Origin of the sequence: Methylocella sp., assembly GCF_044226135.1 — a bacterium.
Taxonomy (GTDB): domain Bacteria; phylum Pseudomonadota; class Alphaproteobacteria; order Rhizobiales; family Beijerinckiaceae; genus Methylocapsa.
The window spans coordinates 1-15,143 of the sequence record NZ_JBGAHM010000015.1 but is presented as its reverse complement, the minus strand read 5'-3'; the positions used below and the strand labels follow the sequence as shown (position 1 = coordinate 15,143).

The window sequence follows — 15,143 nt, the reverse complement described above, 5'->3', positions numbered from 1 at the left end:
CCAAAGTTTCCGATATTTTCCGCAGGCGCGGGACAATGTTCAGGCGGCGAGCCTGGTTCAGGCGGCGAAGCGCGCCGGCCTTGGCGAAGCGGCGAAATTGCGCGGAGCCGTTTCCGGTTCCGGCGCGCCCGTCCGCGACGCGAAATCTGGCGATCTGAAACAGGGTGGCGCGCGACATGAAAAAGGCACGGGGCCGAAGCGGCCGCCGCGCCTTTTCAGATGAGCCGCTCTGTCGCGGCCAGGGCCGCGGCCAGCGTCAGGCGGGGCGCGGCGCCGGCCGGTCGCTGGAGCGGCGCTCGCCCTGCGGCCGGTTCGACGGGAAGCGCGACCTGCCGGCATGGCCTGCGGGCTGGCCCGCCGGCCCATGGGCGTTGGCGTGATGGGCGCCGCCGGCATGATGGGCGCCGGCATGGGCCGCCGCATGGCCTCCGGCCGCGCCGTTGGGCGCGCCGCGGCCGCGCTGTTCCGGTCCGCGCTCCTGCACGCGGCTCGCCGGCGGGGCGGAGGGCGCGCGGCGCTGGTCGAGCGGGCGCTGCTGCGTGCGCAGCGGCGGGCGCGATTCGGGCGAGCCCGGGGCCGCGCGGCGATCTTCCGACGGCACGCGCTGGCGCGTCAGCCGCTCGATGTTGCGCAGAAGGTCGCGTTCGGCGCCGTCGCACAGCGAGATGGCGATGCCCTCGGCGCCGGCGCGCGCCGTGCGGCCGATGCGGTGGACATAGGCCTCGGGCACTTCCGGCAGCTCGAAATTGACGACGTGGGTGACGGCGTCGACGTCGATGCCGCGGGCGGCGATGTCGGTCGCGACCAGGGCGCGCACGCGGCCCGAGCGGAAGGCCGCGAGCGAGCGCTCGCGCTGGCTCTGGCTCTTGTTGCCATGAATGGCGGCGGCGGCGACGCCGGCTTCCTCGAGATGCTGGGCGACCTTGTCCGCGCCGCGCTTGGTGCGGGTGAAGACGATGGCGCGCGACAGCGCCGGATCGGCGAACAGGTCGACGAGCACGTCGCGCTTGCGGTGCGTCTCGACGAACAGCACCTGCTGCGCCACGCGGTCGGCGGTCTTGGCGACCGGCGTGACGGAAACCTGCGCCGGATTGTTCAGAAGGTCGCCGGCGAGCTTGGCGATCTCGGTCGGCATGGTGGCCGAGAAGAACAGGTTCTGGCGCTCGCGCGGCAGCGTCCCGACGATGCGGCGGATCGACTTGACGAAGCCGAGGTCGAGCATCTGGTCGACCTCGTCGAGGACGAAGAATTCAGTCTTGCCGAGATGCGCGGCGCCGGCGTCGAGATGGTCGACGAGGCGGCCGGGGGTCGCGACCAGCACGTCGAGCCCGCGCTGCAGGGCGCGGATCTGCGCGCCATGCGGCACGCCGCCGAAGATGACGGCGACATTAAGCCGCATCTGCGAGCCGAGGTTGCGGAAGCTTTCGGCGATCTGGCTCGCGAGCTCGCGGGTGGGGCTCAGCACCAGCACGCGGGCGCCGCCGCGGGGCGGCTGCTGGCGGTTCTCGGCGAGCTTGTGGAGAATGGGAAGGGCGAAGGCGGCGGTCTTGCCGGTGCCGGTCTGGGCGATGCCGACGAGGTCGCGGCCGGAAAGGACATGGGGGATGGCCTGCGCCTGGATCGGCGTCGGCTTTGAAAAGCCCATTTTGTCCAGGGCGAGGAGAAGCGGCTCGGCGAGGCCGAGTCCGGAGAAATCGTCCAAAGGGGGATCTTTCAGATGCGCCGGTCCCGCCGTCTTTATCGGGCGGTTGCGGCTGGGAACGGTCGACGCCCTGCACGAGGGTTCGTCAAAAAAAGCGGTCCGGCGCATGAAGGAGAACAAAGGCTTGTTCTTCTCGAAACCGGGACGCCTGCATCTACTTTTCTTGCAGATGACGACATAATGAGCGGGCGGAGCACAAAAGTCAAGCTGCAGATATTACAGAACGCTCCTGCGGACTGGTCTTGAAGTCGTCATATTGGAGCGCCCCTGCGCCGGGCGCGATGCGCGCCGCGATTTTGTCTCTCGCGGTCATGGAAGATCTTTGGCGAGTCAATACTTCATGGAATTTGACAAAGTCCTGAATGCTGACGAAAGGAATCGCGTAAGCCGCGCGTCGTCCTCAATTTGCGCTTGAAGCGGGCGTTCCGGCGCAGCGCATGACTTGAGCGCGGCGACGGAGTTGATCGAGGTCAAGGCCGCGGCCGCGTCGAGAGGCGACACGATGCGCTCCGCAGCGCCTTGATAAGCCAAAGGTCATATCAAAGACTGGAACGATTTGACAGCGCCACGTGAATTGGGATGCATCGGCCGCTCCGGAAATCCGGCAAGTCGCGCCGCCCGGAAAGCGCGATGAGCGCAGAATAAAGCGCGGCAGGGCGCGGGGAAGGCGTCGGACAGAAGATGAAAATAAGTTTCCTCGATCCGGGTCTTCTGGGAAAGGGCGAGCACAGCTACAGCCTGATCCGCCAGGTCGGCGAGGCGCTGACGCGCCGCGGCGTCGGCTGGCGCGTCTTCGCGCCGCGCGCCGCGCGCCCCGAGGTGCTGGCCGAACTCGGCGCGACGGCGCATTTCCGGCGCTCGCTCTATGAAAGCGTGGGCGCCTCGTCGAACGAATGGCGGCTGCGTCGCGCGCTGGCCTTTCTGGCGATGCGGCGCTTCGATCCGGACGCGCCGACCGAACATGCCTCGGCCCGACTCCTCAACCGCGAGTTCCGGGAGGATTTTCTGGCGCTTCCGGCCGACGCGCGCGAAACCTGTCTCGTCGTGCTGCCGGCCGTGTCGCAGCACCAGCTTCCGGGCCTCGTCGAGGCCCTGCTCGCGACGCCGCCCGAACGGCGGCCGCGCGTCCTCTGCCAGTTGATGTTCGCGCCGGACTGGACGCCCTGGGGCCGCAAGGGCCGGCTCGCGCCGAAGATTTACGCCAGGGCCTTCCGCCGCGCCCGCGCGCTGACCGGAAAGTGCCTGTTCTTTTCTGCCGAGAACGTCGAGATCGCCCGCTCCTACCGCGAGGCCTATGGCGTCGAGGCGGCGATCCTGCCCGTGCCCTTCGGCGACGTCGCGCCGGCGCGCGCGGTTCCGGCGCGGCCCGTGTTCGGCTTCTTCGGCTATTCCAAATGCGACAAGGGCTTTCATCTGCTGCCCGAGGCGCTCGACCTCTGCCGCGCGAAAAAGCTCGAGGCGGATTTCGTCGTGCAGGTCCAGCACGGCGGCTGGGAGCCCGCGACCATCGCGGCCGAGCGGCGCCTGCGCGCGAGCGGCGCGGCGCGGCTCCTCGACGGCGCCCTGAGCGACGCCGACTACGCCGCCGAGACGGCGCGCGTCGACGCCATGCTGCTGCCTTACGATCCGGCGCTGTTCGGGCTGCGCGGCTCTGGCGTCTTCACGCAATCGGCGGCGGCGGGGCGCCCGGTCGTCGCGGCGCAGGGCACCTTCGCTGCGGCGGCGATCGCCAGGGGCGAGGCCGAGGGCGAAATCTTTTCGCCTTATGACGCGCGCTCCTTCGCCGCGGCGATCCTTCGGCTCGCGGCCAGGCTTCCCTCGGCCCATGCGCGGGCTTCGGCGCTCGCCGCCGATTTCGCGCGCGCGCATGGGGCCGAAGCCTACGCCGACGTGCTGCTCTCCTTCGCCGGCGAGCGCCCGCCCGCGACCTGAAGCGCGCCGGGCGGACGCTCGCCGGCGACGCGCTTCGGCTCGCTGTTGAAGCGCATTGTCTTCAAGCGAACGTCTGCGACCTTCGCTGAAAACGCCTAAGGCGAAATCACCACCTTGAGCGCCCGCGTCTCGGCGGCGCGGCCAAACGTGTCATAGGCTTCGAGAATGTCGTCGAGCCCGAAGCGATGCGTGACGAGCTTCGCCGGCTCGAGCTTCTTCGCCTCGACGGTCTTGAGCAGCATGGGGGTCGATGTGGTGTCGACGAGCGCCGTCGTGATGGTGACGTTGTGCGCCCACAGCCGCTCGATGTGCAGGTCGACCTTGACGCCATGCACGCCGACATTGGCGAGCACGCCGCCAGGCGCCACGATGTCCTCGCAGAGCGTGAAGGTGGCCGGCGCGCCGACCGCCTCGATCGCCGTGTCGACGCCGACCCCGCCGGTCATCTCCAGAACCTTTTGCGCGGCCCCGCCGTCGCGGCTGTTGACGGCGTCGGTCGCGCCGAAGCGGCGCGCGACCTCGAGCCGGTTGTCGTCGAGGTCGATCACGACGATCCGCGCCGGCGAATAGAATTGCGCGGTGAGCAGCGCGGCGAGGCCGATCGGCCCCGCGCCGACGATGGCGACGGTCGAGCCGGGCTTCACCTTGCCGTTGAGCACGCCGCACTCAAAACCCGTCGGCAGGATGTCGCTCAGCATCACGAGCGCCTCCTCGTCGGCGCCTTCGGGAATGGGGTGGAGGCTCGAATCGGCGTGCGGCGTGCGCACATATTCAGCCTGCGTCCCGTCGATCGTGTTGCCGAGCATCCAGCCGCCGGTTTCGCAATGGGAGAACATGCCGCGCCGGCAATAGGCGCAGCGCCCGCAGGCGGTGATGCAGGAGATCAGCACGCGGTCGCCGGGCCTGAACATGGCGACGGCGGGGCCGACCTCCTCGACGATCCCGACGCCTTCATGGCCCAGCACCCGGCCGGGGGCGCAGCTCGGCACGTCGCCCTTGAGAATATGCAGGTCGGTGCCGCAGATGGTGGTCTTGACGATTCTGACCACCGCGTCGTCCGGCGCCTCGACGCGCGGCTTCGGCCGCTCCTCGAGCGCCTTCCTGCCCGGACCCTGATAGACCAGCGCCTTCATGCGTTCCTCCCGCGACCGGATTGCGTCCCCGCCAGTCGACCAGAGGCGGACGCGCGGGGCCATGACTTCGCGCAAGGGTGTGGACCTGACGCACGCCGGGGGCGTCCACAGGAAGCCGCCCGGATCAGGGACCCGGGCGGCGCGGGCGGCCTGGATGCGTCGGCCTAGACGTCGGTCGAATCGTCGCCGTAGTCGTAGCCGGCGTCATAGCCCGGGTCGTAGTCGGCGTTCTGATAGTCGCCGCCGGTCGAGAAGCCGCCGGCGTCCGCCTGCTGCGGCCCCTGGTCGCCATAATAATTGTTGATGATGGTGTCGCCGCCCTGCGCGCTGGCGAGGTCGGCCGCTCCGGCGTCGCCCGCGCCCGCATCGGCGACGCCGGCGCTGACGCCATGCGGGTCATGCCCGCCGGCGAACAGCCCCTTGATCGAATCCGCGAGCAGCACGCCGCCGGCGACGCCCGCCGCCGCGCCGAGCGCGCCCTTGAGGAAGCCGCCGCCGCCCGGCTGGCCCATCATGCCGCCGCCCATCATGCCGGGCTGCTGGCCCCAAGGACCGCCCATCTGGGGACCGCCCATCTGGCCGCCCTGGGGCTGGCCCCACGGCCCGCCCGCCGGGCCGCCCATCGGCTGGCCGTTGCGGTCGAAGGGCTGGCCATAAGGCTGCTGCGGCTGGCCGCCCCATCCGCCCTGCTGCGGCGGACGACGGCCCCAAGCCTGCTGCTGCGGCGGCTGCTGCGGCTGGCCGCCGAACAGCGAGCCGAGTCCGCTGAGAAATCCGCCGCCCTGCTGCTGCGGCGGCTGCTGCGCCAGGCGCTCGTTGAGGTCGCGCACCTGCGCCTCGAGCTGCTGCAGGCGCTCGCTCGCGGCGCGCAGCGCCTGGTCCTGAACGATGGTGGTCTGGGCGAGAAGATAGGGCGCATGGGGCGCGGCCTTGACCGCCTCGGCGATATACGCCTCGGCCTCCCTGTCGCGCGGCCCGTCGCCGGCGGCCTTGATCCGGTCGAACAGGCCCTGAATCAGCTGGCGTTCCTCGGGTGACATGGTCTACTCCGGTTGATAAGGAGGCGGCGCGCCGCCGCCTTATAGGTAGGGCGCGCCCCGCGTCGCGCCAGAGGGCGCGCTTGCGGCCCGCGCCCGCCGCCCGTAGAAAGCCGCGTTAAATTTTGGAAAGGCCGGGCCAGCCCGGCGCGACGGACGATGGGCGTGACTGACGAGAAAAAACCGCGCGCTAGCGCGAAGCTGCCGCGCGGATTCGGCGACCGCGGGCCGGCCGAGATCGCCGCGACCGAGCGCATGCTGGCTAAAATCCGCGAGGTCTACGAGCTTTACGGCTTCGAGGCGGTGGAGACGCCGTTCATCGAGCTGACCGAGGCGCTCGGCAAGTTCCTGCCCGACCTCGACCGCCCGAACGAAGGCGTGTTCTCGTTCAAGGACGATGACGAGAGCTGGCTGTCGATGCGCTACGACCTCACCGCGCCGCTCGCCCGCTATGTGGCCGAGAATTACGACCGGCTGCCGAAACCCTATCGCAGCTATCGCGCCGGCTACGTTTTTCGCAACGAGAAGCCGGGGCCGGGGCGCTTCCGCCAGTTCATGCAGTTCGACGCCGACACGGTCGGCTCGGCCTCGGTCGCCGCCGACGCCGAAATCTGCATGATGGCCGCCGACACGCTGGAGGCGCTCGGCGTTAGGCGCGGCGATTACGTCATCAAGGTCAACAGTCGCAAGGTGCTCGACGGCGTGCTGGAGTCGATCGGCCTTGGCGGAGAGGAAAACGCCGGGCGCAGGCTGACCGTGCTGCGGGCGATCGACAAGTTTGACAAATTTGGCGCCGACGGCGTGGCGCTGCTGCTGGGCGCAGGGCGCAGGGACGAGAGCGGGGATTTCACGAAAGGCGCGGGGCTGAACGCTGGGGAAATCGAATGCGTGCTCGGCATGCTCGATCGCCCGAAAGACGCGGGCGACGATATCGCGTCTATCGACGTCAGGTTGCGCGACAGCGCCATCGGGCAGGAGGGTCGCGCCGAACTTGAGGCGATGGCCGCCTTATTTAACGCCGCCGGATACGAGGACCGCATCCGCATCGACCCCTCCGTCGTGCGCGGCCTCGAATATTACACCGGCCCCGTGTTCGAGGCCGAGCTGACCTTTGAAGTCCCGGGCGACGACGGCAGGCCGGTCCGCTTCGGCTCGGTCGGCGGCGGCGGGCGCTATGACGGGCTCGTCGGCCGCTTCCGCGCCGAGAACGTGCCCGCGACCGGCTTCTCGATCGGCGTGTCGCGGCTTTATGCGGCGCTGAAGGCTGCGGGCTCGCCCGTCGTCGCGTCGGGCGCGCAGGCGGGGCCGGTGGTGGTGCTGGCGCTCGACAGGGGCGAAACGGCGCGCTACCAGCGCTTCGTCTGCGAGCTGCGCGCGGCCGGGATCAGGGCCGAGCTTTATCTTGGCGCGTCGGGCATGAACGCGCAGCTCAAATACGCCGACCGGCGGGGCTCGCTCTGCGCCGTCATCCAGGGCACGAACGAGCGCGAGCACGCCGAAGGGCCGCAGGTCATGATCCGCGACCTCGCGCTCGGGGCCGAGATCGCCGGCATGAACAAGGACCGCGCGGATTATCTCGAAATGCGGGCGCGGGCGCAGGTCGCAGTCCCCGAGGCGCGGCTCGTCGAGGCGGTGCGCGAGGTGCTGGCGCGGCGCGCAGGCTGAGGCGGAGCGCGGTTCCCTTCGCCGCGCCCATGCCTTAAGAGAGCCTCGACGTCTCAGACCGCCTTCGCCCGCCGAGGGCTCAGCGCCCCAGTCTCCCGAGCCCGCCGTGACCCAAAATCCCTTCGACGCCGTGGCGGCCCATCTCGCCAACGCCGGCTATCAGCGCTGCGAGCCGTCGATCCTGCAGCCCGCCGCGATCTTCTTCGATTCGGGCGAGGATCTGCGCAGCCAGCTCTATCTGACGAGCGACCTTTCGGGCGCCGAATATTGCCTGCGGCCCGAATACACCATCCCCGTGTCGCAGCATTATCTCGCCTCCGAGCTTGCGGGGGAGGCGGCGGCTTTCTCCTATTGCGGGCCGGTGTTCCGCTACGCCGCCGGCGAAAAGTGCGAATTCGTGCAGGCCGGCGTCGAGAGTTTCGGCCGGCCCGACCTCGAAGCCGCCGACGCCGAGATCTTGACGCTCGCGCTCGACGCCGCCAGCGTCGTGGGCGAGGGCGCCCACAAGGTGCGCATCGGCGACGCCGGGCTGTTCGCGCGGCTCATCGAGGCGCTCGACCTCGGTCCGCAATGGCGCCGGCGCATCATGCGCGGCCATGCGCAGGGAAAAAGCGTCGCCGAAATCCTCAGCGCCGCGAAAAACGGCGGCGCGCACGACCATTCGGGCGTGATCTCGCTGTTGCAGGGGGCCGACATGAAGGGCGCGCGCGCCTTCGTCGAAGATCTGCTCTCGATCGCCGGCATCGCCTCGGTCGGCGGGCGCAGCGCGGCCGAGATCGCCGACCGCTTTCTGGAGCAGGCGGCGACCCACGCCGGCGCCGGCGCGCCGCGCGAAAAGATCGCCGTGGTCGAGCGCTTTCTTCAGATCAAGGGCGACCCTGACGTCGCCTCGCTCGAAATGCGCCGCCTCGCCGCCGACGCCAGGCTCGACCTTTCGGCGAGCCTCGACGCCTTCGACATGCGGCTCGGCTTCATCGCGGCGCTCGGCCTCGACCTCGCCTCGCTCGTCTTCGAGGCCGGCTTCACGCGTGACCTCGACTATTACACGGGCTTCGTGTTCGAGGCGCATGACGGGCTGGCGCCCGACGCAAGGCCGGTCGTCGCCGGCGGCCGCTACGACGGGCTCCTGAAGGCGCTCGGCGCGCGCGCGCCGATTCCTGCGGTCGGCGCGGCGATCCGGGTCGACGGCCTGCGGCCCGCGCAGACGCAGGAGGACCGGCCATGAGCGCGGACAGGAGCGCCGGCAGGAGCGCCGGCATGAACGAGGCGGGCACGCTCGTCCTCGCCGTGCCGTCCAAGGGGCGGCTGCAGGAAAACGCCTCGGCCTTTTTCGCGCGGGCGGGGCTCGAGATCGTCAAGGGGCGCGGCGCGCGCGACTACCGCGGCGCGCTCGCCGGGCTCCCCGGCGTCGAGATCGCCTTTCTTTCGGCCGGCGACATTACGAGCCAGCTCGCCTCGGGGCAGGTCCATCTCGGCGTGACCGGCGAGGATCTGGTGCGCGAATCCGTGCCCGACGCCGACGACCGGCTCGCGCTCCTGACGCCGCTCGGCTTCGGCTTCGCCAATGTGGTCGTCGCCGTGCCGCAGGCCTGGATCGACGTGCGCGCGATGTCCGACCTCGAGGACGTCGCGGCCGGGTTTCGCGCGCGGCGCGGGCGGCGGATGCGGGTCGCGACCAAATATGTCAACCTGACCCGGCGCTTTTTCGCCAAAATGCATGTGTCGGACTATCGCATCGTCGAAAGCTCGGGCGCGACCGAGGGCGCTCCGGCGGCCGGCCAGGCCGAGCTCATCGTCGACATCACCACCACCGGCGCGACGCTCGAAGCCAATGCGCTGAAGATTCTCGACGACGGGATCATCCTGCGCTCGCAGGCCAATCTCGTCGCCTCGCTGCCGGCGCGCTGGAGCCGCGAGTCGCTCGAACGGGCGCGCGTGATCCTGTCGCGCATCGCCGCCGAAGAGACGGCGCGCACGACGCGCGAGGTGACGGCGTTTCTGCCCGGCGCGCCGCCGGCGCTGTTCATGGAGGCGCAGACGCTGTTTGCGGCGCGGCTGCGCTTTCGCGCCGAGGATGGGCGGGTCTGCCTCAACTGCCCGCACGCGCAGGCCGCGGCGCTCGCCGACTGGCTGATCGCGCGGGGCGCCGGTCATGTCGGCGTCGCGGCGCTCGATTATGTGTTTTCCGCCGAAAATCCGCTTTACGAAAAGCTTCTGACCCGCCTTGGCCCGGCGTCGCGTCGCGGCGACTGAGGCGAGGCGCGTCGAAACAGGAGGTCGCCATGTCCGCACGCATGATCATCGATTTTTCGGAAGGCCAGATCGTGCTGTTTGGGGGCGCCCCCGAGGAGGGCGTCGCCGACGGCGGGCTGATGAACGGCGCGACCCGCGCCGCCGCCAGCGTGCTCGAGGGCGCCTTTGGCGCGCTGGGCGAGATCGCCGCGACGCTCGAGCGCGCCGTCGGCGCGCTGCCCAACCGGCCCGAGACCGTGGAGGTCGAATTCGGCGCGACGCTCAGCTCCGAGGGCGACCTGTGGGTGGTCGGCGAGGACGCCTCGCCGGAGTTCAGAATCCGTCTCTCCTGGAGCAGGCCCTAGAGCGCGTTCATCGAGTCGTGAACGCGCTCCAAAATCTTGTTTTTACGCATTTTCTTGACGTAAAAGTCTGCAACTTTTACTGAAAACGCCCCAGGCGCGAGGCGCCGCCGCTCACATCGCCGAGAACGTCGCGAGCGGCGCGCCCGAGGCGTCGAACAGCGTGAGCTTGCGGCGCAGCGGATCGACGATCCAGCTGCGCGCCTCCTCGAGCACGCCGAAGAAGCGGCGCTCCTGCTCCATGAGCGCCTCCGGACAGGCCATCTGCGTCGAGCCGAGCTTGCCGAAGCGGATCCTGTCGCCGTCGATCTCGGCCTTGCCGAAATAGCGGTTGCAGCCGCCCGAGCCCGAGACGCCGCCCCTGGCGGTGAGTTCGAGCGTGGTCTGCGCGCGGTCGATGACGGCGCCGGGCGCGATCCGCTCGGCGAGCCAGCGGCCGGTCGGCGTCTCGGGCGCGAGCGCCTCGGGGCGGATGCGGACGCGGCGCAGCATGAGCTCGATCGGCCGCCCGCCCGCCGGAAAGGCCGGATGATAGGCGGCGGTGCGGAATTCGATGCGGCCGTCGATGGTGACGCGGGCTTCGAGCGCATAGCGGGCGCGCGGCTGGATCGCCGCCGTCTCATAGGGCAGCTCGAAGGCGATCGGAGACTGGCGGCCCTGCGCCTCGAACACGGCGCGGGCGACGACGTCGGCCGGCGCGTCGGCGCGCGAAACGTCGACCAGCGTGACCTCGACCTGCGCGTTGGGCGGCAGCGCCATCCGCTCGCGATAGGCGACCGTTCCCCTGATCACGCCGTCCTCGGCCGTCGCCGGGCCGCCGGCCATGACCACGGCGAGCGCCGCGATCGAAAACAGAAGCGCCTTCATGCCGTCCCGCCCCCGACAAGGCCCGACTTCCGGGCGATTCGGGGCCAAACTAGAGCATCCGAGCGTAAATCGCAGCCTTTTTGGCGCGGGCGGCCGCGGCCGGGACGTGACCGCGCGTGTCCGGCGAGGCGCGCCGCCCGCGCCCTCACATGCAGTTTTCTTCGAGATCCTCGAGCTGTTCGAGCGTCGCCGCGTCGCCGAGCTCCTCGAGAAGCTCCTTGAGGGTCGGCAGGAAATTATGCAACACGCGCAGGTCGTCGAGGCCGCGCGCATGGGCGAGTTCGCGCTGGCGCTCGAAATAGGGCCAGAAGGCGCTGTCTCGCGCCTCGATATGGGCGATGAGGCCCTCCATCACCCGGGCCGAGCGGCCCTGCCAGTCGGCGTTGACGAAGCTGACGTAGCGGTCGAATTTTCCCATTCCGGCGGTCCTTCAGAAAGCTGACGGACCCTTGCTTTAGGGGCGGCGTCGAACCCGGTCTGTCGCCTCGGCGACATTTCCGGCGGCGGCGCGCAATTTTCTCACGTCGAGGAGGCGCAGGCGGCGCCGGTCGAGCCGCTCGAGCGCGCCCTCGCGGATCAGCGCGTTGAATTCGGTCGAGGCGCTCTGGCGGCTCGCGCCGAGCAGGGCGGCGATCTCGTCCATGCCGAGGCCGGGCGCGATGATCCGGCCGGCGCGCGCCTCGCCTTCGCGTTCGGCGCAGCGCAGCAGAAACCGCGCGATCCGCCCGCGCACGTCATGGAAGGCGAGGTCCTCGATCGCGGTCAGGCTCTGCGTCAGGGTTCGGGCGAGCACGCGGATGATCGCCGCGCGCAGCGGCGGGCAGGCGTCGAGCTCGCCTTCGAGCACGCCGCGCTCGGCGAGCAGCAGGCGGCTTTCCTCGGCGGCGGCGAGCTGCGCGCGCGTATGGGTCGAGAAAATGTCGCCCTCGGTCAGATAGGAGAGCGAGAGCTCGCGGTCCTCGGTCGCAAGATAGACGCGCAGCCGCCCGGACAGCACGACGAAGACGCGGTCGGCACGGTCCTGGTCGCGGAACAGCGCGCCTTTCGGCATGGTCTTTTCGACAAAGCGGGCGCGCAGCCGCGCCCCCTCCGCGCTCGCGAGGAAAGACAGCAATGAGGGGCCGGGGGCCATGCCGCGCGCGTCGGTCATGCGCGGCCGACCGGCCCGGGGCGTGCGGGCTTCGGCCTCACGCCGGGACGGTCGCCTCGAACAGTTTCGAGGCGCCGTCGCCCGCAGGCCGCAGCTCGACATGCCGGTCATGCATGGCGAGCAGGCTCGAACGGTGGCCGATCGACACGATGGTCGCGTCTTTCAGGTTGCGCGCCAGCGCGTCATAGATCGCCGCTTCGAGCGTCTCGTCCATGGCCGCCGTCGCCTCGTCGAGGAACAGCCAGTCGGGCTTGGCGAGCAGCGCGCGGGCCACGGCGAGGCGCTGCTGTTCGCCGCCTGAAAGGCGATGGCCCCAGTTGTCCTCGACGAACAGCTGGTCGGCGAGCCCCGGCAGCTGAACCGCCGCGAGCGCGGCGCGCACGTCGTCTTCCTCATAGGCGTCGGGCGTCGCCGGATAGGTGACGGCGCCGATCAGCGGGCCGATCGGCAGATAGGGCTTTTGCGGCAGCAGCATCAGCTTCGCGCCTTCGGGCGTCGTGACGAGGCCCTCGCCGAAGGGCCAGACGCCCGACAGCGCCCGGAACAGGGTCGATTTGCCGGAGCCCGAGGCGCCGGTCAGGAGCGTCGATTCGCCCCGGGAGAGGCGCAGGTCGGCGTGCTCGACGATGGCGCGCCCGTCAGGCAGGCGCAGGGTCACGTCGGAAAGGACGATCTCGCGCGCGTCCGGCCCGTGCGTCTGCGCATGGCGCAGGCCGACGCGTCCATGGGCCGCCTCGATCGAGGCGTCGAAGGACGAAAGTCGGTCGAGCACCGCCTTGAAGTCGGCGAGCGAGACGTAATAGGTCACGAAGAAGGTCAGCGCGCTGTCGACGCTGCCGAAGGCGCGCGCCGTCTGCGTCATCACGCCCAGCGTGATCTTGTTGGCGAAATAGAAGGGCGCGGCGACGATGTAGGGGATCAGCGGAGACAGCTGGCCGTAGCAGGCGGTGAAGCCGATGAGATTCTTGCGCACCCGCACGATCTGGAAATAATTCGCGATGATCGCGCCGAAACGGCGCCCGAGCGAGGCCTTTTCGGCGTATTCGCCGTCGAGCAGGGCGACCTGCTCGTCATATTCGCGCAGGCGGGCGAGCGAGAAGCGGAAATCGGCCTCGAAGCGCTGGCGCTGGAACGACAGCGAGACCAGCGAGCGGCCGATGAGATGGGTGACCCAGGTGCCGACGCCGGCGTAGATCAGCGCCACCCAGAACAGGAAGCCCGGCACGGGGATCGAGGTTCCGGGCAGGGTGAAATTGGACGAAAGCCCCCACAGCACGATCGAGAACGAGACCAGCGAGGAGAGGTTGGCGATCAGCAGGATGGCGAAGGAATAGATGCCATAGCCTTCCTGCCCGCCGTTGATGAAGCGGTTGACGTCCTCGGCGATGCGCTGGTCCGGGTTGTCGGCGGCGCCGCCGGCGAGGGCCATGCGGTAATGGGCGTGGCCGTCGAGCCAGCGCGACACGTAATTGTCGGTGAGCCAGCGCCGCCAGCGGATGACGAGGGTCGAGGCGACCACGAATTCGACGATGGCCGAGGCGATGTAGATGAAAGCCCAGGGCACGAACACCCAGAGCAGCTGCGCCCAGAAGGTCACGGCGTCCTTGTTCTGGATGGCGTTGAACCAGTCGCGCGAGAAGAACGACAGGCGGACGTTGATGCCGACCTGCGTCTGGTTGATCACGACCAGAAACACGATCATGGCCGTCGCGAGCCAGCGCTCCCGGATCGCGAAGGCGGGCAGCGGCCAGATCCGCGCATGGGTCAGGCCCATCGCGTCGAAATAGCGGTCGCCGATGCGCGTCATGGCGCGCACCACCGGAAAGAACGAGATGCCGTAGACGAGGATCGCGAACATGGCGACGGTGAGCGCCACGCTTTCGGGCGGAACATAGTCCTCCATCGACGCCGGCCACAGCCCGATCTTGGCGATGAGCACGAGGGCGCCGAAGATCACCGTCTCGGCTGCGAAAATGGCGATGAAGATGCGCAGGAAGGTCGAGGTCTCGGGGGTCTCGTCGGTCAGGCCGCGCGAGAGGCGGCGCAGCCACGGCGCGCGCGCCTCGCCAAGCGCCCGGGCGAAGGGGCCGGCGAGCGGCGAGGTGACCGTCGTGCGCCAGGCGCAGAAGGCGCAGATGAGCGAGACGACGGCGAGGAACAGCGTCACCCCGTCGAAATGCAGGAAGCCGACCGCCGCGGCGGAGAGGGCGAAGACGGCGACGACGGCGGCGAGTGTTCGCATGGAGCGTCCCTGGCAAGAGCATTTTCAGCGAAGGCCGCAGACTTCGCGTCGGGAAAATGCGGGAAAGCGTGGCTCGAGAGCGTCCGCCGAATCCGGAGCGGCGACGGGCGCGCTGGCGAAGCTTGGTCGCAGGGGCTATAGCCGCTTTCAGGCGGCTGTCACATCTTAATTGTATGTGAGGAAGCGCGGCGGGGCTCAGTCTTCGGCGTGCGGGTCGGGCGCGCCGTTGACCCAGGCCTGCAGCACGGGCGACGGCTTGAAGGTGAGCACGCGGCGCGGCTTGATCGGCGCCTCGACGCCGGTGCGCGGATTGCGTCCGACGCGCTCGCGCTTGGCGCGCACCGAGAAGAGGCCGAAGGAGCGCAGCTTGACGCTGTCGCCGCGCACCAGCGCCTCGCAGATTTCTTCGAGCGCCATCTCGAAGATCTGGCGCGCCTGGGCGCGCGAAAGCCCTGGGCAGGCGACGTAGACGGCGTCAAGCAGCGCCGCGCGAGTGGCCGTTCTCCTTGCCGCGCGCAAACGCGGCTCCGACGCTGCCGTCGTCACCGGACTCCCCCCTGATTTTCTCCCCCGCGAATTAGAGCACATCCACAAAGTTTTGGAAGCGCCTCGATTTCACGCCCGACGGGAAATGCGCGCGAAATCGCCGCCCGGACGAAAAAAGCCCCGGATCGCTCCGGGGCTTCTTCAAGGTTTCGGGAGCGCGGATCAGAAATCCATGCCGCCCATGCCGCCCATGCCGCCGCCGCCCGGCATCGCGGGGGCGTCCTTCTTGGGCTGCTCGGTGATGATCGCCTCGGTGGTGATCAGCAGGCCGGCGA

General features: G+C 69.6%; 13 protein-coding genes. 5 read left to right on the top strand and 8 right to left on the bottom strand.

The genetic code is table 11. From position 1 onward, the window contains the following. Positions 1-256: 256 nt before the first annotated feature. A complete protein-coding gene (locus ACILRB_RS08725) occupies positions 257-1,702 on the bottom strand; it encodes a DEAD/DEAH box helicase (protein ID WP_395665903.1) in 1,446 nt (481 codons plus the stop codon). A gap of 681 nt (positions 1,703-2,383) precedes the next feature. On the opposite strand from ACILRB_RS08725, the gene ACILRB_RS08720 reads away from it, so the two are divergent. Then, entirely contained in the window at positions 2,384-3,634 is a 1,251-nt protein-coding gene (locus tag ACILRB_RS08720) for a glycosyltransferase (protein WP_395665902.1), read from the top strand. A gap of 95 nt (positions 3,635-3,729) precedes the next feature. On the opposite strand, the gene ACILRB_RS08715 is transcribed toward ACILRB_RS08720, so the two are convergent. Together ACILRB_RS08715 and ACILRB_RS08710 are read right to left on the bottom strand one after the other, a co-directional pair. Then, the gene (locus tag ACILRB_RS08715; protein ID WP_395665901.1) at positions 3,730-4,767 is read right to left on the bottom strand and encodes a zinc-dependent alcohol dehydrogenase family protein; all 1,038 of its coding nucleotides are present in this window, start codon (positions 4,765-4,767) and stop codon (positions 3,730-3,732) included. Positions 4,768-4,931: 164 nt separating this feature from the next. After that, the gene (locus ACILRB_RS08710) at positions 4,932-5,807 is read right to left on the bottom strand and encodes a DUF2076 domain-containing protein (RefSeq protein ID WP_395665900.1); all 876 of its coding nucleotides are present in this window, start codon (positions 5,805-5,807) and stop codon (positions 4,932-4,934) included. Positions 5,808-5,963: 156 nt separating this feature from the next. Between ACILRB_RS08710 and hisS the strand changes: the two genes are divergently transcribed. The 4 genes from hisS (at position 5,964) to ACILRB_RS08690 (ending at position 10,066) form a co-directional block, all read left to right on the top strand. Next, positions 5,964-7,469 (top strand): histidine--tRNA ligase, encoded by a 1,506-nt coding sequence (hisS, locus tag ACILRB_RS08705; RefSeq protein ID WP_395665899.1) that lies wholly within the window; start codon positions 5,964-5,966, stop codon positions 7,467-7,469. Between the two features lie 106 nt (positions 7,470-7,575). Further along, positions 7,576-8,694 carry an ATP phosphoribosyltransferase regulatory subunit gene (locus ACILRB_RS08700; RefSeq protein WP_395665898.1) on the top strand — a complete coding sequence of 373 codons (1,119 nt, stop codon included), beginning with the start codon at positions 7,576-7,578 and terminating at the stop codon, positions 8,692-8,694. Between the two features lie 32 nt (positions 8,695-8,726). After that, a complete protein-coding gene (hisG, locus tag ACILRB_RS08695; RefSeq protein ID WP_395665959.1) occupies positions 8,727-9,722 on the top strand; it encodes an ATP phosphoribosyltransferase in 996 nt (331 codons plus the stop codon). A gap of 29 nt (positions 9,723-9,751) precedes the next feature. Next, positions 9,752-10,066 carry a CU044_2847 family protein gene (locus ACILRB_RS08690; protein ID WP_395665897.1) on the top strand — a complete coding sequence of 105 codons (315 nt, stop codon included), beginning with the start codon at positions 9,752-9,754 and terminating at the stop codon, positions 10,064-10,066. Positions 10,067-10,177: 111 nt separating this feature from the next. Here ACILRB_RS08690 and ACILRB_RS08685 read toward each other — a convergent pair whose 3' ends face one another. The 5 genes from ACILRB_RS08685 to ACILRB_RS08665 form a co-directional block, all read right to left on the bottom strand. Then, the gene (locus ACILRB_RS08685) at positions 10,178-10,930 is read right to left on the bottom strand and encodes a YbaY family lipoprotein (RefSeq protein WP_395665896.1); all 753 of its coding nucleotides are present in this window, start codon (positions 10,928-10,930) and stop codon (positions 10,178-10,180) included. A 145-nt stretch (positions 10,931-11,075) separates the two neighbouring features. After that, positions 11,076-11,348 carry a N(2)-fixation sustaining protein CowN gene (gene cowN, locus ACILRB_RS08680; RefSeq protein WP_395665895.1) on the bottom strand — a complete coding sequence of 91 codons (273 nt, stop codon included), beginning with the start codon at positions 11,346-11,348 and terminating at the stop codon, positions 11,076-11,078. A gap of 36 nt (positions 11,349-11,384) precedes the next feature. After that, positions 11,385-12,080, bottom strand: coding sequence for a Crp/Fnr family transcriptional regulator (locus ACILRB_RS08675; RefSeq protein WP_395665894.1), 696 nt, complete (start codon positions 12,078-12,080; stop codon positions 11,385-11,387). 37 nt (positions 12,081-12,117) lie between these two features. Beyond that, on the bottom strand, positions 12,118-14,322 hold the full coding sequence (locus ACILRB_RS08670) for an ABC transporter ATP-binding protein/permease (protein WP_395665893.1): 2,205 nt from the start codon (positions 14,320-14,322) through the stop codon (positions 12,118-12,120). A gap of 195 nt (positions 14,323-14,517) precedes the next feature. Beyond that, on the bottom strand, positions 14,518-14,841 hold the full coding sequence (locus ACILRB_RS08665) for an integration host factor subunit alpha (protein WP_395665892.1): 324 nt from the start codon (positions 14,839-14,841) through the stop codon (positions 14,518-14,520). Positions 14,842-15,143 lie beyond the last annotated feature (302 nt).